The organism is Pseudarthrobacter defluvii (assembly GCF_030323865.1).
Taxonomy (GTDB): Bacteria; Actinomycetota; Actinomycetes; order Actinomycetales; family Micrococcaceae; genus Arthrobacter; species Arthrobacter sedimenti.
Window position 1 is genome coordinate 1,856,874 of record NZ_CP066362.1, and the last position, 19,188, is coordinate 1,876,061.

At 62.9% G+C, this 19,188-nt stretch carries 20 protein-coding genes; 9 read left to right on the plus strand and 11 right to left on the minus strand.

What is annotated here, in order from left to right:
- The first annotated feature begins 18 nt into the window (after positions 1-18).
- Positions 19-168 (plus strand): DUF3500 domain-containing protein, encoded by a 150-nt coding sequence (locus tag JCQ34_RS08555; RefSeq protein ID WP_286403734.1) that lies wholly within the window; start codon positions 19-21, stop codon positions 166-168.
- 136 nt (positions 169-304) lie between these two features.
- On the opposite strand, the gene JCQ34_RS08560 is transcribed toward JCQ34_RS08555, so the two are convergent.
- From JCQ34_RS08560 to JCQ34_RS08570, 3 genes are all read right to left on the minus strand, one after another.
- Entirely contained in the window at positions 305-742 is a 438-nt protein-coding gene (locus JCQ34_RS08560; RefSeq protein WP_350310819.1) for a quercetin 2,3-dioxygenase, read from the minus strand.
- A gap of 250 nt (positions 743-992) precedes the next feature.
- The gene (locus JCQ34_RS08565) at positions 993-1,373 is read right to left on the minus strand and encodes a quercetin 2,3-dioxygenase (RefSeq protein ID WP_286403736.1); all 381 of its coding nucleotides are present in this window, start codon (positions 1,371-1,373) and stop codon (positions 993-995) included.
- A gap of 254 nt (positions 1,374-1,627) precedes the next feature.
- Complete coding sequence (locus JCQ34_RS08570) at positions 1,628-2,002, minus strand: hypothetical protein (RefSeq protein WP_286403738.1); 375 nt, start codon at positions 2,000-2,002, stop codon at positions 1,628-1,630.
- Positions 2,003-2,418: 416 nt separating this feature from the next.
- Here JCQ34_RS08570 and JCQ34_RS08575 point away from each other — a divergent pair, with 416 nt between their 5' ends.
- Positions 2,419-2,745 (plus strand): hypothetical protein, encoded by a 327-nt coding sequence (locus JCQ34_RS08575; protein WP_286403741.1) that lies wholly within the window; start codon positions 2,419-2,421, stop codon positions 2,743-2,745.
- 541 nt (positions 2,746-3,286) lie between these two features.
- Here JCQ34_RS08575 and JCQ34_RS08580 read toward each other — a convergent pair.
- Positions 3,287-3,583, minus strand: coding sequence for a hypothetical protein (locus JCQ34_RS08580; RefSeq protein ID WP_286403743.1), 297 nt, complete (start codon positions 3,581-3,583; stop codon positions 3,287-3,289).
- Positions 3,584-3,748: 165 nt separating this feature from the next.
- On the opposite strand from JCQ34_RS08580, the gene JCQ34_RS08585 reads away from it, so the two are divergent.
- Complete coding sequence (locus tag JCQ34_RS08585) at positions 3,749-4,261, plus strand: DUF3592 domain-containing protein (protein ID WP_286403745.1); 513 nt, start codon at positions 3,749-3,751, stop codon at positions 4,259-4,261.
- 285 nt (positions 4,262-4,546) lie between these two features.
- Here JCQ34_RS08585 and JCQ34_RS08590 read toward each other — a convergent pair whose 3' ends face one another.
- Positions 4,547-5,074, minus strand: a complete 528-nt coding sequence (locus JCQ34_RS08590) for an AAA family ATPase (RefSeq protein ID WP_286403747.1) — start codon at positions 5,072-5,074, stop codon at positions 4,547-4,549.
- A gap of 85 nt (positions 5,075-5,159) precedes the next feature.
- Between JCQ34_RS08590 and JCQ34_RS08595 the strand changes: the two genes are divergently transcribed.
- Positions 5,160-5,810 carry a hypothetical protein gene (locus JCQ34_RS08595; RefSeq protein WP_286403750.1) on the plus strand — a complete coding sequence of 217 codons (651 nt, stop codon included), beginning with the start codon at positions 5,160-5,162 and terminating at the stop codon, positions 5,808-5,810.
- A gap of 269 nt (positions 5,811-6,079) precedes the next feature.
- Here JCQ34_RS08595 and JCQ34_RS08600 read toward each other — a convergent pair whose 3' ends face one another.
- Positions 6,080-7,054, minus strand: a complete 975-nt coding sequence (locus tag JCQ34_RS08600; protein ID WP_286403753.1) for an aldo/keto reductase — start codon at positions 7,052-7,054, stop codon at positions 6,080-6,082.
- 542 nt (positions 7,055-7,596) lie between these two features.
- On the opposite strand from JCQ34_RS08600, the gene JCQ34_RS08605 reads away from it, so the two are divergent.
- Positions 7,597-8,493 (plus strand): amidohydrolase family protein, encoded by an 897-nt coding sequence (locus JCQ34_RS08605; protein WP_286403755.1) that lies wholly within the window; start codon positions 7,597-7,599, stop codon positions 8,491-8,493.
- Between the two features lie 105 nt (positions 8,494-8,598).
- Here the strand turns inward: JCQ34_RS08605 and JCQ34_RS08610 are convergent, their stop codons facing one another.
- From JCQ34_RS08610 to JCQ34_RS08620, 3 genes are all read right to left on the minus strand, one after another.
- Positions 8,599-9,729 carry an alkaline phosphatase family protein gene (locus JCQ34_RS08610; protein WP_286403757.1) on the minus strand — a complete coding sequence of 377 codons (1,131 nt, stop codon included), beginning with the start codon at positions 9,727-9,729 and terminating at the stop codon, positions 8,599-8,601.
- 68 nt (positions 9,730-9,797) lie between these two features.
- On the minus strand, positions 9,798-11,033 hold the full coding sequence (locus JCQ34_RS08615) for an alkaline phosphatase family protein (RefSeq protein ID WP_286403759.1): 1,236 nt from the start codon (positions 11,031-11,033) through the stop codon (positions 9,798-9,800).
- Between the two features lie 77 nt (positions 11,034-11,110).
- A complete protein-coding gene (locus tag JCQ34_RS08620; protein WP_286403762.1) occupies positions 11,111-12,130 on the minus strand; it encodes a DUF6454 family protein in 1,020 nt (339 codons plus the stop codon).
- 324 nt (positions 12,131-12,454) lie between these two features.
- Here JCQ34_RS08620 and JCQ34_RS08625 point away from each other — a divergent pair, with 324 nt between their 5' ends.
- Positions 12,455-13,975, plus strand: coding sequence for a CehA/McbA family metallohydrolase (locus JCQ34_RS08625; RefSeq protein ID WP_286403764.1), 1,521 nt, complete (start codon positions 12,455-12,457; stop codon positions 13,973-13,975).
- A gap of 229 nt (positions 13,976-14,204) precedes the next feature.
- A complete protein-coding gene (locus JCQ34_RS08630) occupies positions 14,205-15,089 on the plus strand; it encodes an NAD-dependent epimerase/dehydratase family protein (protein WP_286403766.1) in 885 nt (294 codons plus the stop codon).
- 39 nt (positions 15,090-15,128) lie between these two features.
- On the opposite strand, the gene JCQ34_RS08635 is transcribed toward JCQ34_RS08630, so the two are convergent.
- Positions 15,129-16,127 carry an Lrp/AsnC family transcriptional regulator gene (locus JCQ34_RS08635; RefSeq protein ID WP_286403768.1) on the minus strand — a complete coding sequence of 333 codons (999 nt, stop codon included), beginning with the start codon at positions 16,125-16,127 and terminating at the stop codon, positions 15,129-15,131.
- A gap of 174 nt (positions 16,128-16,301) precedes the next feature.
- On the opposite strand from JCQ34_RS08635, the gene JCQ34_RS08640 reads away from it, so the two are divergent.
- Positions 16,302-17,537 (plus strand): M20 metallopeptidase family protein, encoded by a 1,236-nt coding sequence (locus JCQ34_RS08640; protein ID WP_286403769.1) that lies wholly within the window; start codon positions 16,302-16,304, stop codon positions 17,535-17,537.
- A gap of 10 nt (positions 17,538-17,547) precedes the next feature.
- A complete protein-coding gene (locus JCQ34_RS08645; RefSeq protein WP_286403771.1) occupies positions 17,548-18,561 on the plus strand; it encodes an ABC transporter substrate-binding protein in 1,014 nt (337 codons plus the stop codon).
- 120 nt (positions 18,562-18,681) lie between these two features.
- On the opposite strand, the gene JCQ34_RS08650 is transcribed toward JCQ34_RS08645, so the two are convergent.
- Positions 18,682-19,182 carry an SRPBCC family protein gene (locus JCQ34_RS08650; RefSeq protein WP_286403773.1) on the minus strand — a complete coding sequence of 167 codons (501 nt, stop codon included), beginning with the start codon at positions 19,180-19,182 and terminating at the stop codon, positions 18,682-18,684.
- Positions 19,183-19,188: the final 6 nt, after the last annotated feature.

Sequence of the window (19,188 nt, forward strand, 5' to 3'; positions counted from 1 at the left end):
CTTCCGCTGCAAAGCCCCGTGGTCATCCTGGAACTGGACCACCACACCGGCGTGTTCCTGAGCAACGAACAACCTGCCCCGTTCCACATGCACACATTGGTACGAACCCCCAATGGCAACGACTACGGCCGCGAACTGGTCAGGCAATCCACCTCCACCACGTCGTAGCCCACCCCCCTATCGATTGCTGAGATAACGCCGTTTTGGGGCTTCAAAACGGCAGTTACTCAGCAATCGATGGGTTTTAAAGACCAGGAGGCCCGGAGTTCCTCGCGGAAGTCCGGGCCTTCTGTGTTGGATTGACTTAGGGGATGTCCAGGGCTGCGCGGCGCTGCGGTGGAGGGCCCACCACGGTCAGGTCCATCTCGGCTTGGGCACGACCGAAGCCTTCCATGTCCATGTAGGGCTCCCCGCCCTCCGTGTACATGTAGTCCTCGGTGGGCTCGTTGAAGTACTCGAAGAAACCGTTGAACACGGACGGCGTCAGGAACCCCACCATCTGGGTGTTAGGGGCATCGAGCGCGAACGAGTGGATGGTCCCCGCGGGTGCGTGCAGGAAGTCGCCCTTGGTGAGGAGCACTTCGCGGCCGTTGGCGTAGAGCCACATCCGGCCCTCGGTACACAGGAAGTTTTCCGTGTGCTGCGAGTGGAAGTGCAGCGGAATGTAGGGAGACTTGGCTCCTTTGGTGTGGACCGCGAAGTAGTTCGAACCCGTGTTGGGGGGCCGGGAGAGTAGGTGAATATCGTCTGGTAGCTGACCATCCGCTCACCCTCGCCGGCACTGAGGAAGTACGGGCTCTGCGTGGGCGGCAGGCCGGCGTCGTGCTTGAACGACGGCGCCACGCGCTCCACGTCGGGGAAGGTGATGCCGAACTCCGCTCCCACCTCGGCCTGCTCCTGCAGGCTGGCCTTGTGCCCGGGCCGGACCGGCGGGACATGGGAGTCGATGGGGGTGCCCACCCGCTCGTAGTACTTCTCGCCGCCGCCGGGCGTCATCCGTTCAGGAAGCGCGTGTAGTGGCTGGCCATCCGGTAGGCGTGCGGGGTGTTCGGGGGGATGACCACGGAGTCGCCGGGGGTGAGGATGCGGCTTTCGCCCGGCAGCCAGACATGCAGGATCCCGTCGAAGACATAGAGCGTCTTGTGCTCTATCTTGTGGCTGACGAACGGGGACTCGGACCCCATGCCGCCGGAAACGTAGGCTGCGCTGAAGATGCCCCCGGTGTCGGCGGCGCGGGCGATGACCGTGACCAACTGGCCGTTGATTTCGTAGCGCGCGCCTTCGCCCGACGCCATGTAATACGGGACCGCCTCACCGGGCAGCGCGTTTGCCACCGGGAGCTGCTTGTTCATTTCCTCAACGCTGAGGGACATGGTTTCCTTCTTTCCAGTCGGCCGGCCTTGCCGGAGCGTGAGCTACATCATTTCTGTTCCCCGGTCGGGCCACGAGTGCCTATTCCAATGGTTGAAAGCCGAACGTTCCTGGCCGGCGGTCAATGGTCAGTGGACTTGCCGGGGATCGGCCGGTTGCATTAGCTGCTCAGCTCCGGGACTTCCTGGCCGCTTTCGCTGACAGGTGCCGGCCGATCGAGAAGGGCCGTTGGCGGACTCGTGCCTCAGCTGCGGTCCTAGTGATGTCGCATCTGAATGGTGACGTCGTAGGAGTCTGATCCTTCCGCGGACTCGTCGATGCAGAGCGACTCCTCGCTGGTGCCATCGAACGCTTTCCTGACGCACCCCATGTACAGCCCCGAAACCGGGCCGGCCTTTCCGGACTTCATGCCGAACCTGGCCGCCACCTCGTCAAGGCTGACCTTGTGGTCCACGGTCCACCTGGCGCTCAGCCGGAGGCAGGAGGTGTCGATGGAGAGACACCCGGGATCGACCTTGGGGTTCTCGCGGTAGACCTCGACCCAGTCCTTCTGCGGAACCTTGTCTGCCCGGGCCATCATCGCCGCGGCTTTCTCGGCCTGGGAGCCGCCACCGCCGTTGATGCTCTGCATGAGCGCTGTACAGGCTGTGAATCCCAGGATGCACGCCAGAACCACCACCAGAACAATTCCAGCGACGATCCAGGCTGTTCTGCTTTTCTTTTTCTGCGGTGGCGGCCCCTGCCACCCGGGCTGCGGGTCTGCGTAGTACGGCCGGTGCTGATACGGGGCCGACTCGGCGTGGCTTAGAGGAGGGCGGTGCGGTTGAGGGGGATACGGCGGCTGCTGCTGGTCGTGATTCACGCCGGAGCCGCATTGAGGACAAGCCCCGGCCGCCGGTAACTATCCCAGCTGCTCCGCTTTCGACATGACTGTTTTCCGGCAAAAATCACGCGTCCCCCAATGTGTTGATTTAGGGTCGATCCTACGTTGAAGGTACAGCCGGGCGGGTAACCCTTACACGAAGCAGCCTGGCGTAGGCTCGGGCTATGTCAGAACTTGGGGAGTGCGCCGGGGTTATTGGAGGGTTGTTCCGGCAGCCATGGCCCTGCTCAGCACTGCGGGGGACCTACGTCATCACCACAGCCTGCAGCGGCACCACCAACGCCAGACTCGTCCTCAGCCAGTATCAGCCGGGGGCTCCGGTCGACCCGGTGCACTTTTCCGAGGCGTTCGCCTGTGCCGAACCTTCCAGCCGGGCCCTCGACCTGCGCGCGGGCAGCGTCACTGTCGATGTCATCAACCTCAGCCCCGGTGGGTCCACGTGGGGGACCGGCGCTTTTGCCAACGTCCACATCACGCCCTGGAAACCATAAATCGCTGTCGCTTAACGGGCGCGCAGCGGTGCATACGCAATAGAGCGGCAGTGCACACGCAATAGATGTTGCAGCAGCTGAAGTAAGAACTAATGCACCAGGACCCGCTCCGCGTCCTGATTTTGGCGCAGGTCGCTGGCGAGTTGACCGCGGAGCAAAGCCCCGTGCAGGGCCTCATCCGGACAGGGGAATAGCGGAGTTTTCATGTCGGTGGAAATGTATTGGGGGGGTGGGACCGGGAATATGCCCGTTTTAGGACGTCAGTGCACGCACGTGTAAAGGTTCGATGGCCCAAGCTACGCGGTGCAACATACTTGCTATCCGCTTCCTGAAGTGGTCCACTCGTCCACTCACAGGATCGGATCCCCGGAGCGCCACTACTGGCGCGTCCGGCAACGCACTGCGCGCTCTGCGGTTGGGAGCGGCGCGATGTACACCACCGCTGCCAGGGAAAGATCCATGGCTGTCCCCTATCTGTCCGGATCTCGCTAGGCTGACCCGTCTTTTCCAGGGTTTGAGAGCTGCGAGCCCAATGGAGCTTTCAGACCGTGGTGTTGGGGGTGAAGTAGTTATGCACGTCGAGGAAGGTCATCTTCGGTGGCGCCGCGAATCCCAGTTCCATGCTCAGTGGCCCCATCGTGTCCCGGGCGAAGGCGTCGAACTGCTCGCGGCTCGCCCAGACATCCGTGACTTGGAAGCCATTGTCGGTTGCGGTGGCCCAGTGGGAAATTGATCCTTCGGGACCTGGACCGCCGGGGGCCAACCCCATCTTCTTGTTAATCTCGTCATATTGTTCGAGGGTTGATCCGTCGAACTCCATGATGATTGCTACTGCCATGATCTGCTCCCGGGGTCGTTGTTGTTTCGGAGTCCCGCGAGGAAAGATTAGGCCCGCCCTGAGGGCTCGGTCGAGGGGGAACGGCCCCCTCCGGTGCCCCCTTTGTCGGGGTACAGCAGCCACTTCTCCGCTATGGGGGTGGACGCTGTCCGGAAGAATAGGTCCGTGACGAATTCTGAAGCCATGAACAAAAAGCCCAAGTCCCGCCTGCACCGCATGGTGAATGCGATGTTCGTTGCCGTGTTGATGCTGGCGGGGCCGGGCCTGATGGCGGCCAGCTATCAGCAGGTTGATGCCGACGAAGAGCTCGCCCGCACTGGCGTCCAGGTCTCCGGGACCATCACCTACTTCAGTGACGCCAGGAAGGCATCGAACCGGGACATCACGGTTGAGTATGTGGCGGCCGACGGCGTTAGCCGATACGCCAATGCCCCCGTGGATCATGAGCAGCACCCATCCGTCGGTGAACAGGTCACCGTCGCGTACCGCGAACAAGACCCGGAGCAGGCAGTCGTGCTCGGCTATGAAAGCAACAGCGAGTTCCTCGGTGGTGTCGGCCTGATCCTGACGGCAGTCTTCACCACTCTTGGCCTCATCCTCATTGTTTCCAGGCTGCGGAGGAGACGACGAAACAAAGTCCGCAGCTCGAACGTTCGGAGCGGTAGGGCAGAGTTGTGAAGGACTGACGTGCAGGCCTATTCGGCTTGCCAGGCCCGTACCAGGTACCGCTCCACCACTTCTGTGCCGACCAGGTCCCTCATCCGGTCCCGGCCCGAGGCATAGATTAGGAAGCGGTACTGCGCCGGCTTTTCGATCAGGCCGAGATCCCCGAGGCGTCCTCCAGTCAGCGCTGGTGGCTGTGGTCGGGCCATGTCAGGCAACCCAGCTGGCCCTGCTGGCTCACCAGCCAAGACTTCAAACTCCAAGTCCCAGGACCGGCATTGATGCCGGTCTGCAGGAGGACTACCAACCGATGAGGGAGCGAACGATGCCGGCTGCCTCCATGGGACTTTCAGTGCCCAGCTCGACGACATGTGTGTCGAGCTGGGCCTCGTTCAGGATCTCTTCCAGCTTCACGCTGCGGTCCAGATGCCACATCAACTCAGGGCCGCCAGCATCATGCCGATGACGCAGCCGCTCATGGACAGTGTTGATGGGCAGCTTCAGACGGACTAGCGATAGCTCGCCGCCACCAAGAGCCTCACGGTAGCGATAAACATCAGCTGCGCGTTCAATAACCCCGGCCAGGATCAGCCGTCGGACACCGCTGTAACGGTAATTCCCGGCGACCGCCTGTAGGTTTCGGAGCGCAAGCTCCTGATTGAATTGGTCCTCCGGCGGCGCCGGCCAGGATCGGCGGAGCTGATCCATGTCCACCATCGCGCTGCTGAGTCCGTCGTCTGTCAGAAGCCGGTGCAGGGCTTCGGCCGTCGTCGTCTTCCCGGATCCGACCGTGCCGTTGAGAAACACACTCCGAACTTCGCCAGTCATCCAAGGAGCCTAGCCGGGCTGGCCGGCAGGGGCTGCGGGACGCGGCCGGTAGTCTGGGACGAGACATCATCAATCTGGGGGAACGATGAAACGCCTTGCTGCCGTACTGATTGCCGCGCCGCTGATGCTGACCGGCTGCGTTGTGCCCTACGGCAGGGCCACGCCGTCCGCCACAAATGCAGCCACTGACGGGGGCCCCACACCCACTGGCACATACGCGCCGGACGCCGGAGCCAGGACTTTTTCAACTTTGGACAAGGCCGGCATCGAGAAGATCAAGGCCTCGAAGTCTGCCAGTTTCGACATGACGACCGGCTGGCTTTCCAAGGACAGCGTCGGGCTGGAAGATGGCAGCAGCCAGGCGCCGGATGTCAGCATCAAGGACGGCACGATGTCCGTGATCATTGAAGGGCCCACGGGCGTGGTCACCGCACAAACAGACCGACTCCGCATGAACGGCATGAACACCGGCTCAAACTTCAGCGAGGTCACCTACTTCCTCACCGCCCAATCACTTAACGAGTACACCACCATCATCCGCGACGGGGTCGACCGCTACGGCATCAACAACGAAGCCGCTGAGGACTGGATCCAGAGCATCTCCGCCAAGCCTGATCAGAAGAGTGAATTCGCGATCGGCACCGGCACCAGTACCGGGCTCCAAGTCACCTACGACCTCCGATATGACGGGGCCAAGGACACCCAGGTCATCATCGTGCACGTCAACCCAATGTAAAGTCGGCGAAAGTGAACAGGACGACATCGGGAATGAGGGTTCCGCGCCAAGGGGCTCATGCAACTTCACATGTCACCGCCTTTAGCCCTAAGCATTTCTGTAGGTTTGCCCGTTCGGTGTCGACTGCGAAAAGGCGGTGTGGTTCACCGCTCTGCTTGACGCCAGGTGCACCAGCCTGAAATGAGTTGTTTAGGATGGGTAGTCTGGCGCACAAGGGTTAGTGGCTTACCCGCGCACTGTTCGCGTAGTTCCCACGGTGTTCCGGGGGATCAGTATCCCGCGACTTCGTGCGGCTCGTACGGATTTTCAAGTTCGGACTTTTCCTCCGGTGTGAGTGTTAGCTCGAGAGAGCTCAGAGCGTCGTGGAGATGTTGTGGCTTGCTCGCCCCGACGATAGGCGCGCTGACCACACTGTTGGAGCGGACCCAAGCCAAGGCCACTTGGGCGCGCGGCACCCCTCGGCGTTCGGCAATGACGCGCACGGCGTCGGCAACCGCCCGGTCGCCGCTCTCGGCACTATAGAGCGTCTTACCGAACTCGTCCTTCTCCGAACGATTGGTTTTCTCGTCCCAGTCCCGGGTCAGTTTGCCCCGAGCCAGCGGACTCCAGGGCAGGACCCCGATCTTTTGGTCGGCGCAGAGGGGAAACATTTCGCGTTCCTCCTCCCGGTATACGAGGTTGTAGTGGTCCTGCATCGTCACAAATCGGGTCCAGCCATTGATCTGCTGCAGATACAGGGCCTTGCTGAATTGCCATGCGGCCATCGAGGAGGCCCCGATGTAGCGGACCTTGCCGGCCTTGACCACGTCATGCAGGGCTTCAAGCGTTTCCTCGACGGGCGTGGCTGGATCCCAGCGGTGAATCTGGTACAGATCCACATAGTCCGTCCCCAACCGGGTCAGGCTGGCGTCGAGCTCCGCGAAAATGGCCTTGCGCGAGAGTCCCCTTCCGTTCGGGCCCGGTCGCATCACGCCGTGGACCTTTGTGGCAATAACGATTTCCTCGCGACGGGTGAACTCGGCCAGCGCCTTGCCCACGATCTCCTCGCTGGAGCCGTTGGAGTAGACGTTCGCGGTGTCGAAGAAATTGATGCCGGCATCCACGGCTTGGCGGATCAGCGGCCGGCTCTCACTTTCAGGCAGCGTCCACGGATGGGGACCCCGCCCGGGATCCCCATACGTCATACATCCCAGTGCAAGCGGCGAGATGTCCATGCCCGTGTTGCCGAGCTTTATGTAATCCATGTTTGTCCTCCGCCTTCCAGTCCCGGGCGCAGCTGCAACCCCTGCCCCCACGCTATGTGAAGAACAGCCCCTGTGGGGCGTCCGCATGGCGACACGGGCGATGGCATTGTCCCCGCCTCGCAGGCAGATGAGATTCCGCTGAGGCTGGAGAAGCTACCTTCGAGAGCCTGGGTAGTCACTCTGCCACTGGTCGGCGCTAACCCCTGCTTCGCTCGCCACAGTATCTGTGACTGCAGGAGTCACACCCCTTCCATCGCGGACCGGGGCGTGGCCTGCCAGTGCGATTGCCACCGCAACCCTGGAGAGACCAACGAGATGAGCCAGCCTGAAGACTGGACATGCAGTCCCGTGAGGCGCGGGCAGGCGGGTCGGCAACTTCTCCTGGCCCGTGCCTGACATGAGCGATAGTAGTGTGGCGCTTTACATATGCTTGGCTGGGCAACGGTTTGCCACGCCTGTGCAGGAGTCCTCTTGCTTGGCGGGCTCCATTGGGGGTGGTAACGCCCGGACGCCGATGGGACATGGAACGCAGGAGGTTTGGCTTGGCTCTGGCACCGCAGTCAGACATGGAGATCCGTCCGTACCTCGAGTCGCTGGGCTTGTCGGGGATTATCGATCTCCATGTGCATTTCATGCCTTCCCAGGTCTTGGAAAAGGTGTGGGCTTTCTTTGATCGCGTTGCGGACAGCGGAGCTCCCGCCTGGCCCATCACCTATCGCACGTCCGAAGAGGAACGGGTGCGGACGCTGAGGGGTATGGGAGTGAAGGCATTCACCACCCTGAACTATGCGCACCGCCCCGGCATGGCGCAGTGGCTCAACGACTACTCGGCAGCATTCGCATCGAGCCACCCGGACGCCATCCACTCCGCGACGTTTTACCCAGAGCCAGGGGTGGATACCGTCGTCGCGCAGAGTTTGAGAGAAGGAGCCCGGATCTTCAAGGTCCACATCCAGGTCGGAGCGTTCTCGCTCTTGGACCCTGAGCTTGCACCGGCCTGGAAGCTCATCGAGGACTCCGGTGCACCGGTCGTCATCCACTGCGGTAACGGTCCGCACGCCGGGGAATACACCGGACCTGAACCCATTCGCGAACTCATCAAGAGGTACCCCGAACTGGTGCTCATCATCGCCCACGCAGGCCTGCCGGAGTACCGGGAGTTCGCCGAACTTGCCGCACACAATCCTCACGTCTACCTCGACACCACCATGGTGGGCACCTCCTACATGGAGCAGGTCGCCCCAATCCCGGCCGGCTATGTGGACACCCTTGCTGGACTGTCCCACAAAGTAGTCTTCGGGACGGATTTCCCTTCGATTCCCTACTCCTACAGCCACCAGATTCAGGTACTCGAAAGCTGGGGACTCGGAAGCCAATGGATGAAGAATGTCCTCTGGCATACGCCGCAGGCACTCCTGCGGCTTGAACAGCTGCCCTAGCCCCGTTTTCTGTATTTGCTCCCAGGAGATTGCGATCGAAACGGCGCAAGCTTCGCGGTACAGGTCTACCAAGGTGTCCTTTACTTCGTCAGCATGGCCAGCGAGCTAGCTGGAAGCGTTGTACACGTCGAGCCCGAACCGGTTCAGCCCCGGTGCGCCGGCGTAACCCAGGTACGACAGGCCAAACGTATCCTCGATGCTGGCCAGCAGGCTGTAGTGGTTATAGGGCGTAGTGGACCATGTGCCGCCCTTGGTGAACGGGGACAGCACCAGGGCGCCCACCCTTCCGCCGCCCAAGCCGGTGATGCCGGGCAAGGCCGCGTTGGGGCCTGGGCCCTCACCACAGCAGGCACTGGCGTCGGACTGGGGACCGTCCGATTCGTCGAAGGTGATCACCAGGACTCCGTCTTTTTTGAACGCAGGGGAGGAGGTGATGGCCGGAACCCACTGTTTAAGCCATTCGTCGGCGCTGGCCAGCCCGCCGGGCTGCCCGTCGACGCAGGGCGAGTCGTGCCCGTCGTGGCACAGGTTGGGGGTGATCATCGACAGGTTTGGTGTGGTGGCAGCCGAGGCGAGGTCCGTCTTCAAGGCGGTCAGGTCGACGTCGTTCGCCGCGCAGTCGGGGGACCCGGTGATCCCGGCGAAGTACACGAACGGGTTGTGTCGCGCAGCGTACTGGTCACCCACCCTTGCCTTCTGGGTGTCGTCCACGGCGCCCAGCGCAGGGTGCCGGCAGGCGGTACCCATGTCCTCCATGTAGCCCTTCCACGTTTTGCCCGCATCCGTTAACTGGCCTGCGACGGTGGGGACGCTGTCCGGGAAGACGCAACCGTCGCCAACGGCCTGTCCCGGGCTCGCTGTGCCCGTGCCCAAGAACGGTGAGTAGGTCTGGCAGTCGGCCTGCATCTGCGCGTTGGGCCCTTGGCCCGAAATCTGCGCGACGTAGTTCGGCTGGGAGTTGTGTGCCGTCCCGTAGTACTGGTTCAGAAGTACCCCTTGGTTGCGGAGCGTCTGGGAGAGATAAGGAGCGGCCGACGCCGGGCCCCAGGTTTCGTCGTAGCCTTTGTTTTCGAGGTTGATGACGAAGACGTGGTTGGCTCCGGGCAGGTAGCCCGGGTACGAAGCGGGCGCCGCTACGGCGGCACCGCCGGGGGCCCGGGTCGTGGACACCTGCATTCCGTACGTCAGGCAGGCTGCTGCGAGCATGGCCAGGGCGATGAACGCAACGCGTGTCATGGCGCGACGCCGCCGCCCGGGCCGTTCGCAGACGGCCGTTGATGCTGGTGGTGTTGGGGTGCTGGGGTTCACGGGAGTTTCCATCCATCGGCGAGGGCTTTGTCTCTGAGGCCGGACCATTCCTCGGCTTCCGGCGGACCGACCGGGGTGCATGCCGGCCCAGCCACGAAGGGCGGGACGAGGTAGGTGGGAGCAGCGAGGTTGGGTGGCGTGCTGAAGTCCAGGACTTCAGCGATGTTCCGGGCGGCCTGGTCCCGGGGAGTGAGGGGCGCCAGGTTCCAGCGCCACTCGATGGCCTTTAGGACCGAGGTGTGGTCGTAGATGTCGTGGGCGACATAGCGGCGCCGGGCGAGGGGTGAGACCACCAGGCTGGGAACGCGGAAGCCCCGCAGTGCCGTCTCCGCGCTGGTGTCCGGGGCCGTCGCCGGGGGCACATGGTCGTAGAAGCCGCCCCATTCGTCGTAGTTGACCACCAACAGGGTGTTGGCCCACCCGGGGCCGGACGTGACGGCGTTGTAGACCTCGGTCAGGAATGTCTCCCCTGAGCGGATGTCGGCGTGGGGGTGGTCGTCCCCGGAGGTGCCGGAGCCCTCATCGGTAAACCGGGGGTCGACAAAGGACACGGAAGGCAGAGTTCCGGCACTGGCGTCCGAAAGGAAGTCGGCGTAAGGGTGCGAGATGCCCAGGTACTTCGTGCCCCAAAGTGCCGTGAATGGAATGTCGCCGTAGTAGTACTTGCCGGACACGCCGGCTGCGGCGAGCCGGTCCCAAATAGTTGGAAGCGTGCTGGTGGCGGTGGAGTTGTGGATGCGGTCGGTGGCCGCCGCGTGCTGGTAAAAGCGGTTGGGGTAGGTCTCGGCCATGGTTGCTGCGAAGTACCGGTCGCAGACGGTCCAGTCCGGGCCGGCCTGACGCCAGAAGTCCAGGTCGGTGGAGTCGTAGTACCCAACGGCGAACTCGTCATTTTCGCCGGCGCGGAGCCAGCCGTCATTTTTACCGTTGTTGTACTGGATCCTGCCTCCTTCATAGGAGTGGTCCGGGTCAGGGTGTCCGCAACCCTGGAAGTCCGTCAGGTGATGCGTGGAGTGCGGGATGCCGTAGCGGTCGGTGTAGCCAAGGCCGCCCTGCTTCCCGTCCGCACCCGGCATCCAGCCCACAAAGTGGTCAAAGGAGCGGTTCTCCATCATGACCACGATGATGTGGTCGATACCGGACGCGTCCGGGGCCGGTAACCCCGGGGTGCTTGCGGATGCTGCGCTCAAGGTGCTGCCGCCGGCCACGGCGGCGGCAGCTGTACCTGCCACCACCCCTAAGAAGTTGCGCCTGGAAAAGTGCATGTGGGTTCCTTCGTTGTCGCGGGGAGCTTCCGGTGATGTGGGTGTTACTTGGCGGCGGCGACGTCGGCTTCGTAGGTGAGGATTTCCGTGCCGTTGCCTTCGTCGCCGTTATCGGGTGCGACCTTCATGGTGAGGTGGCTGCCCGCGGCGGTCATCTTGAACGGGTTGCGGGTGGCAACGTGCCCGGCCGTGGACCACTTCTGGAACGGCACATCGCGGATAACCCCGTGCGACTTGAGGTCGATCATGGCCATGCCGCCAAGCTCGTAGGTGGCCCCGGTGCCGCCGGCCGCCGGTGTCTGCGGGAGGTTGGTAACCCCGGCGCAGAGCATTCTGGCGTTGGGCACGTATTGGCAGTCCTGGTAGTCGATGAAGTAGTTGGGGTTTTCCCACGTGGATAGTTCCTTGCCCTGAAGGTCCCACTCTGCGAATCGGCGCGAGCCCCAGGTGTTGCCCACCAAGTGGCCGGTCTGTTTGTCGAAGATTATGCCGCCGAAGTGGTCCTTGACCTCGAACTGCTTGTGAACGTCCAGGGTGGCTGCGTCAACCTTGTAGATGATTGCGCTGCTGTCAGGCCGGTACTGGGCGACGGGAACCCACACATTGGTGCCGTCGAAGTCGATGCCCCCGGGGTGGTACATGTCGCCCTCGCCTAGGGTGATGTCCTTTTGCAGGTTGCCTGCCCTGTCCATGACGAACAGGTGGCCGATGCCCTTGCCGGGGGTCCGGTCGTAACCGCCCTGCGGCGTGGGGAACTTTGTGGTCGGCTCGAGAATCTGGACCGCTGAGAGGAAGATATGGTCCTGGCTGTAGGCGATGCCCTCTGTATGGAAGGTGGGGAAATTTAGTTTAAGTCTCGACGTCTGCTGCCAGTCCGTGTTGCGGGTAACGGCATTGAAGTCTTCTGCCAGGTCGGTATCCGGGGCATGGTGCCCGGACCCGCTATAACCCTGGGTGCCGCTGCGGCCGTCGGCCTGTGCGGCAGTGGTGCCCGCGACGGCACCAGCTAACAGGACCAGGGACGCGGCCGTGGCGAGCAGGCGTCGAGAGATGGATATGCCCATGGGGGAAGCCTCTTAAGGTTGGGGTCTTAAAGTGCTCTCCATAGTTACCGCCGAGTAGTTAACCGCTGGCTGCAGCGTGATGAACGGAAGATGGCGAACCGGGAGCGCTTTTTTCAGGAGTCACCAAGCGGCTTTTGGGATACCGAGGACGTCTCCTCGTTTATCACGTGCCCCGATTCGACGGGGTAGAACTGCTAGGCCGCTCCCAATTAATGTCCGCGGTTCAGGTTCCGTTCATTGTCCCGGCGCCCCGGGTTAAGTCCGCATGATGAGACTCAGGCGGTGACTTCACCATGTAAAGCCCATGAGGGCGAAAGTGTTTCCTTGTCCGCTTCCCGCCGCGGTTTCCTGGCCGCGGCCCTTGCCGGTGCTGCGGTGACGTTGGCGCCGATGTCGTTTGCGGCCGCAGATACCGGCACCAGCAAGACCCAGACCATCACCGGCCATCTGGACCCTGGCGCTGCTGACTTTGTGTACCTGCCGGTGCAGGTACCTGCCGGGGTCAACAAGATCAGCGTCTCCTACAGCTACAGCAAGCCAGCGGTCGCTGCAGGGCTGCTGTCCAATTCCTGCGACATCGGGATCTTCGATGAGAAGGGCACCGACCTGGCCGGCAAGGGTTTTCGCGGCTGGTCCGGCGGATTCCGGACCGAATTCTTCATCAGTGCCGCCGAGGCCACGCCCGGCTATCTTCCCGGTCCTGTCGGTAAGGGCACCTGGAACATCGCGTTGGGGCCCTACCAGGTGGCCGAACAGGGCATGGACTACACCGTGAACGTCACTCTCGACTACGGGCCCGACGGCAAGCCGTTCCAGCCGCAGTACCCGCCAAAGCAGGTCAAAGGCCGGGGAGCCGGGTGGTATCGGGGCGATGCCCACCTGCACACCATCTACTCTGACGGCAAGCGCACCCCGGCCGAGGTCGCAGCGGGAGCGCGCACGGCGAAGCTCGATTTCATGATCAGCACGGACCACAACACCCCGGCCTCCCACGGTGTCTGGGGTCCGCTGGCCGGTGATGACCTGCTCATCCTCACTGGTGAGGAAGTCACCACCCGCAACGGCCACTACCTGGCGCTCGGTATCGAGGCCGGGGACTGGATCGACTGGCGTTACCGGGCCCGGGACAAGGGCTTCGAACAGGAAGCCCAGCACATCCACGCCTCCGGCGGCCTTGTCGTCCCGGCGCACCCTTACTGCCCGTATGTCGCGTGCCGCTGGAAGTTCGGCTATGACGACGCCGACGCCGTCGAAGTGTGGACGGGCCCGTGGACCGCGGACGACGAGTACGCGATCAATACCTGGGACGGCATGCTCGCCCATTCCGTGCGCACGGGGTCGCGCTGGGTTCCGGCCATGGGCAACAGCGACGCCCACAGCGCACCCCAGGTCATCGGCCTGCCGCACAACGTCGTAAACGCCTCCGCGCTCTCCCATGACGCGGTACTGGACGGGATCCGTAACGGCCGCAGTTGGATCGCCGAATCGGCCGATATTTCCCTGGAGCTCACCGTCGCCGCCGGCGGACGCAAGGCGGGTGTCGGGGAGCGCTTGGACGTCGCCCCCGACGCGCAGGTTATCGTCAGTGTTGATGTCTCCGGCGTTCCGAATGGGGTGCTCCGGATCATCACCGATGAAGGCCAGACCCAACAGGTCACCCTCCCCGCCTCGGGCCAGGGCAGCCACAAGTGGGTCACTACGGCCCAGCTCTCCGCGTATGTGCGTGTCGAGGTGCGTCACCCGATGGCGGACGGGACGCCCAGCAACGGCACCAACATGGGGACCACGCTGCTGCTCGGCACGATGGCAGCCCTCACCAATCCGATCTTCCTCGGCAAGAACTAGCAGGCCAATTGGCAGCAACCCGGGCAGGCGCCTCCCAATGCCTGCCCGGGTTTTGCGCGCCCGGTGCCGCACAGCGCATTGACCCTGAGTCTTTCGCCCACATATAGTTCAGAAAATAAACTAAGAAGGTTGCATGGGGTTATCGGCGGGGCCGGCGAGGGCACCTGTTGAAGCTTCCGGGCACGTACTCACTCTGTATAAGCACTGCAGTACCGATCCAGGAGACATTATGAAGGTCCTCATCACTGGTGCCCATGGAAAGGTCGGTCGCGCAGCTACCCAGGCAATGATCGATGCCGGGCACGAGGTGCTCACTACAGACCTCACGCGTCCCGGCTTTGAGCGCAAGCCTGAAGGCGCGCCAAAGTACATGATGGCGGATCTCAGTGATGCAGGGGAAGCCTACTCCGTCGTCCGCGGGGTGGACGCAGTCGTACACATTGCGGCGATCCCCGAACCCACCGGTCATCCGCCCCACGTCGTATTCCAGACCAATCTCATGGCGACCTTCAATGTTCTTGAGGCCGCCATACGATTTGGCGTAAAGCGGTTCGTTTACATCTCCAGCGAGACTGTCCCCGGGTTCTTCTTTCCCGAACGTGATTTCCTCCCTGAGTATGCACCTGTTGACGAGGAGCATCCGATCCACCCGCAGGACCCCTACGCTCTTTCCAAGCACTTCGGCGAGCAGCTCATGGACGCCGCAGTCGCCCGCTCTGACATTCAGTGCATCTCCATTCGGCCCAGCTGGGTGCAGTTCGAGGGCAATTACGAGACAAATCTCGGACCGCAGGTCCGGGACGCGTCCGTCCTCAGCCCCAATCTATGGAGCTACGTCGACGTCTACGATCTCGCCGACGCCATCGTGCTGGCAACCGAATCGGACCTCCCCGGACACGAGGTCTTTTACATTGCTTCCCCGGATAATGTGGGTGGCTACGACTTCGCGGAGATCCTGAATAAGTACTACGGTGACAAGATCGAATTGCGCGGCCTTGACCGTGCCGACGCTTCGGGCATCTCGAGCGCGAAAGCCCAACGAATGCTCGGCTGGACGCCCAAGCGGTCCTGGCGCGACTACCTCGACGCCGAAGGACACATGATCAACCCCTAACAGTCCCAGCCGGGGAAGTTGTGCCCCTGAGGGTGAAGGTCACCATGGAGAAATCGGGACTGTTCCGACGCGCCGCCCCTCGTTATCGCTCAGGTGCCCCATCCGCTTGGGCGTGCTCAGCGCGACCATCCGGTCCAGCACCGTCAGGGAAGGAAAGCTGTTGCTTGTCCTCGCCTCCAGCCGTTGCAGCTCTCCGAGGTCGCGAACCCAGAAAGTGGAGTAGATGTTGGCCGCCCCGGTCACAGCGGCCACGAAGCGGCACTCCGGCCAGGCGGCGAGGTTCTGGCAGATCCGGTCCAGGTCCGCGGCGGGCGCCTGCGCCAGCAGCGACGCCTGGATGGGCCATCCCGCCAGAGGGTGGGCTATTTCGCAGCGGAATGCGACGATTCCGGAGGACATGAGCCTACCCAGGCGACGTCTGGCGGTCGCCGTACTTGTTCCCGTCAACCCGGACAGTTCAGCCCATCCGAGCCGCCCATCCTGGGCCAAGTGTTCAAGCAGGGATCGATCCAACCCGTCAAGATCGATGGCGTGCTGGCCCCGGGGGAGGGACATCGTGCTCTTAGCCAACACGTTGAGCTGCCCCTGGTCCAGGGACCGAAGCCTCCACCGGCTGCCCTCGAGGTACAACGACGTCGTCAACAGGACGGATACGGAGGTAATCCCCCGCACTCCATAAACCTTGCCTGAAAGGAAACGGTCCAGTTCCCTGAGGTCCCGGGTCAGCACGTCGCAGTTGATGTCGTGGCCTCCCGTGGCCACCTCAATCGTGGCCGCTTCCGGGCACCCCGCCAGTTTCTCCACCACATGCGACCGTTCCCGCGGATCGGAGCGAATCATGACGTAGGCGATGCACCGGCTGCGGCTGAACTCCCGGCCGAACGAGGCAGTTACCCAGGCGAGGCCTGCGGACGACAACCGGTCCCAGCGACGTGCCAGTGTGGTCGCGGTGCTCCCCAGCGGCCGGGCAAGATCGACCCAACTTGCCCGCGGCCGCAACTGCAGTGCATTCACGAGGGCCAGGTCCAGCTCATCCATGTTGGCCGAATCCTGCAAACTGGGCCGCTCAACGTCGGATTCTTTCAATTCTGGCGGCCGCATGCACCAAGTGTCACATATTTAACAAAGCCTCCGCCGGCTTTCCCGTTTCCTGCTCACCGGAACGCGGGATCGCCGTCGAAACGACCCTGAACCTTTGAAAGTTTGGTTGCTTTGACCGTCTCTGAAACCCGATCAACGTCCCGCGCACAGGAAATGGCCTCACGGATTGCGGGCGACCTGTCCAGCTTTCGGCGTGAGCTGCACCGTATTCCGGAACTGGGCAACGACCTTCCACTCACCCAGCAAAGGGTGCTGGCTGAGCTCGACGGCCTTGGGCTCGAAATCACCACCGGAAAGAAGCATTCCTCCATCACAGCGGTCTTGCGCGGAGAGGGCCGCCCGGTCAATGGACCCAAGCCCGTCGTCTTGTTGCGTGCCGATATGGACGCCCTTCCGGTCACGGAAGAGAACGATCTGGCCTACAAATCGACTCACAAGGGGCTGATGCATGCGTGTGGCCACGACATGCACGCGGCCGGGCTGCTGGGCGCCGTCCGCATTCTGCACTCGCTCAAGGCGGAACTGGCCGGCGACGTCGTCTTCATGTTCCAGCCAGGCGAAGAAGGACCCGGCGGTGCCCGGCCCATGATTGAAGAAGGCGTATTGACGGCGGCGGGCCGGCGCGCGGATGCTGCTTTCGGCCTTCACGTCTTCTCTGCCAGCCAGCCGAACGGCACCTGGTTCGGGCGCCCCGGCCCGCAGATGGCCGCCGTCGATGACCTATCTGTCCGTTTCACAGGGGCAGGTGGACACGGCTCCCAGCCGCATGAGGCCAACGATCCGATCCCGGCGCTGTGCGAGGCGGTGACAGCACTTCAGACCATGGTGACAAGGGCCTTCGACGTGTTCGATCCGGTCGTCCTTACCGTCGGGAAGATCGCTGGCGGGACACGGGAAAACATCATTCCCGACCACGCGGTGTTTGAGGCCACCGTCCGCAGTTTCAGCGCGTCATCGCGGGCGAGCATCAAGGAAAGGAGCGTCCGCCTGATCGAGGGGATTGCCGCCGCGCACGGGCTGCAGGCCTCCGTCGATTACCAGGAGCTGTACCCCGCTACCGTGAACGCCCCCGATGAGTACGACCTCGCCCGTCGGACCATTGTGGACTTATTTGGTGAAGGCCGTTATCGGACCATGGCGAATCCGATGCCCGGTGCAGAGGATTTCTCCTTCATCGCCAACGAGGTGCCCAGCGCCTTCCTGTTCCTGAGCGCCTGCGCCCACGAGGACCCTGCCCTTGCAGGATCCAACCACTCGCCGCTCGCACTCTTTGATGACGCCGTGCTCCCTGACGCAGCTTCCTGGCTGGCGGAAGTGGCCATCCGTCGCATCAACCAAGGAGTCTAGGGGCAGCTTCATGGGGCTGTTGACCGCGAAGGTCTCCCGGTTCCCACTTGCCCGCCGTTTCGCCGTTCCCAGAAATAAAGGTAGCAAAGCCATGGATATGAAGAAATTGAAGACCACTAAGGCCACGGCTCTTGTGGCCGCCGGCCTGATCGCGCTCACGGGATGTACCTCCGCCTCCGAGGCAGGCGGCACGAGCCAGCCTTCCGGCGCGGCAACTTTCGACCCGGCAAGTGTGTCGAAGGACGATGCCCTGGCAGCGCTGGTGCCGGACAAAATCAAGAGCAAGGGAACCTTGGTGGTCGGCTCGGATACCACCTACGCCCCGGCGGAATTCCTTGCGGCCTCCGACGGCCAGACAGCGGTGGGCTACGACATCGACATCGCGAAAGCCATCGGTGCAACCCTGGGCCTGAAGGTGGAGGTACAGACCTCGGGGTTCGACGGCATACTTCCTGCCCTCGGCCCGAAATACGATCTTGGCGTCTCGTCCTTCTTCATCACCAAGGAACGGAGCAAGGCGGCGAACTTCGTCAGCTATTTCCAGGCCGGCACCCAGTGGGCGACCCAAAAAGGCAACCCAAAGAACGTCAACCTTGACGATCTGTGCGGTAAGCCTGTGAGCGTCCAGACAGGCACCTTCCAGGAAGACCCGGATATTTCCGGCCGCAGCGCCAAGTGCGTGGCGGCAGGAAAACCCCCTATCGAAGTCGTGTCATTGAAGAACCAAACCGACGTCGCCACCCGCCTCGTTACCGGTGGCGTGGAGTCGATGGCAGCAGGGTCGATCACGACGGCGTACGCCATCGCCCAATCTGACGGCAAGCTGCAGACGCTGGGAGACGTATACGGTGCTTCACCGGTGGGTATCGCCGTTGCCAAGGATGACCTGCCGCTGGCAGACGCTGTCGCCCAGGCGATGAACAAGCTCATCAAGGACGGCTCATACAAGAAGATCCTCGACGCCTGGGGCACAGGTACCGGATCCATCGAAAAGGCGGAAGTCAATCCCCAGGTCAACAAATAGATCGCGAGGGTAGGGGAGGCCGGCGCTGTCAGGCGCCGGCCTCGTCTTCGCCGGACCACTCAGTAGATTCTTGGAAGGGACACCCGCGCACGAGACGCTGTAAGGCCGTCAGCGGGCTGGTCAGGACCGACTCGCATCACTTGCCGCCAGGTGCTCGGCGATCCGCTTGATCGTGGCGAGCGTTTTCGGGATGCCGTCCAGCGCCTGCTGCGTTCGGTCGGTGATCTCAGTGGATGCTCTGTCGCCGAACTTTTCCTCGAACATTGCGATCCCGGCTGGCAGAAAGTGCCACGACTCGGTCAGCGTCGTCCCGGTTTCTGCCGGCGTCAGGGTAAAGCCCCAGCGGACGTAGCTGCCACCCACTATCCAGGCGAATTCCCGGCCGCGCTCGGCAGCGACCACCTGCGACCGGGTTTCCCAGGTGCGGTGCGGGAGCTCATTGCGCCCAGTGAACCAGGCACCAACCTGTCCTGCGCTGGCCTCGTCGTCCCACCAGCACGAGGTACAAACCGGGCTCCACTCGCCCGTGCGGCTGATGTCGGAAACCAGGTCGTACAGCGTCGTGGCCGAAGCCTGGACCGTGACGGACTCCTGGTGATGGCGGGTGCTTGCCGTATTCATTCATCC

Bases quoted from the DNA above. Each gene is read 5' to 3' on its own strand.
- JCQ34_RS08565 (WP_286403736.1), bottom strand. From the start codon at position 1,373: ATGTCCCTCAGCGTTGAGGAAATGAACAAGCAGCTCCCGGTGGCAAAC.
- JCQ34_RS08570 (WP_286403738.1), bottom strand. From the start codon at position 2,002: ATGCAGAGCATCAACGGCGGTGGCGGCTCCCAGGCCGAGAAAGCCGCG.
- JCQ34_RS08575 (WP_286403741.1), top strand. From the start codon at position 2,419: ATGTCAGAACTTGGGGAGTGCGCCGGGGTTATTGGAGGGTTGTTCCGG.
- JCQ34_RS08580 (WP_286403743.1), bottom strand. From the start codon at position 3,583: ATGGCAGTAGCAATCATCATGGAGTTCGACGGATCAACCCTCGAACAA.
- JCQ34_RS08590 (WP_286403747.1), bottom strand. From the start codon at position 5,074: ATGACTGGCGAAGTTCGGAGTGTGTTTCTCAACGGCACGGTCGGATCC.
- JCQ34_RS08595 (WP_286403750.1), top strand. From the start codon at position 5,160: ATGAAACGCCTTGCTGCCGTACTGATTGCCGCGCCGCTGATGCTGACC.
- JCQ34_RS08600 (WP_286403753.1), bottom strand. From the start codon at position 7,054: ATGGATTACATAAAGCTCGGCAACACGGGCATGGACATCTCGCCGCTT.
- JCQ34_RS08610 (WP_286403757.1), bottom strand. From the start codon at position 9,729: ATGACACGCGTTGCGTTCATCGCCCTGGCCATGCTCGCAGCAGCCTGC.
- JCQ34_RS08620 (WP_286403762.1), bottom strand. From the start codon at position 12,130: ATGGGCATATCCATCTCTCGACGCCTGCTCGCCACGGCCGCGTCCCTG.
- JCQ34_RS08630 (WP_286403766.1), top strand. From the start codon at position 14,205: ATGAAGGTCCTCATCACTGGTGCCCATGGAAAGGTCGGTCGCGCAGCT.
- JCQ34_RS08635 (WP_286403768.1), bottom strand. From the start codon at position 16,127: ATGGATGAGCTGGACCTGGCCCTCGTGAATGCACTGCAGTTGCGGCCG.
- JCQ34_RS08645 (WP_286403771.1), top strand. From the start codon at position 17,548: ATGGGGCTGTTGACCGCGAAGGTCTCCCGGTTCCCACTTGCCCGCCGT.
- JCQ34_RS08650 (WP_286403773.1), bottom strand. From the start codon at position 19,182: ATGAATACGGCAAGCACCCGCCATCACCAGGAGTCCGTCACGGTCCAG.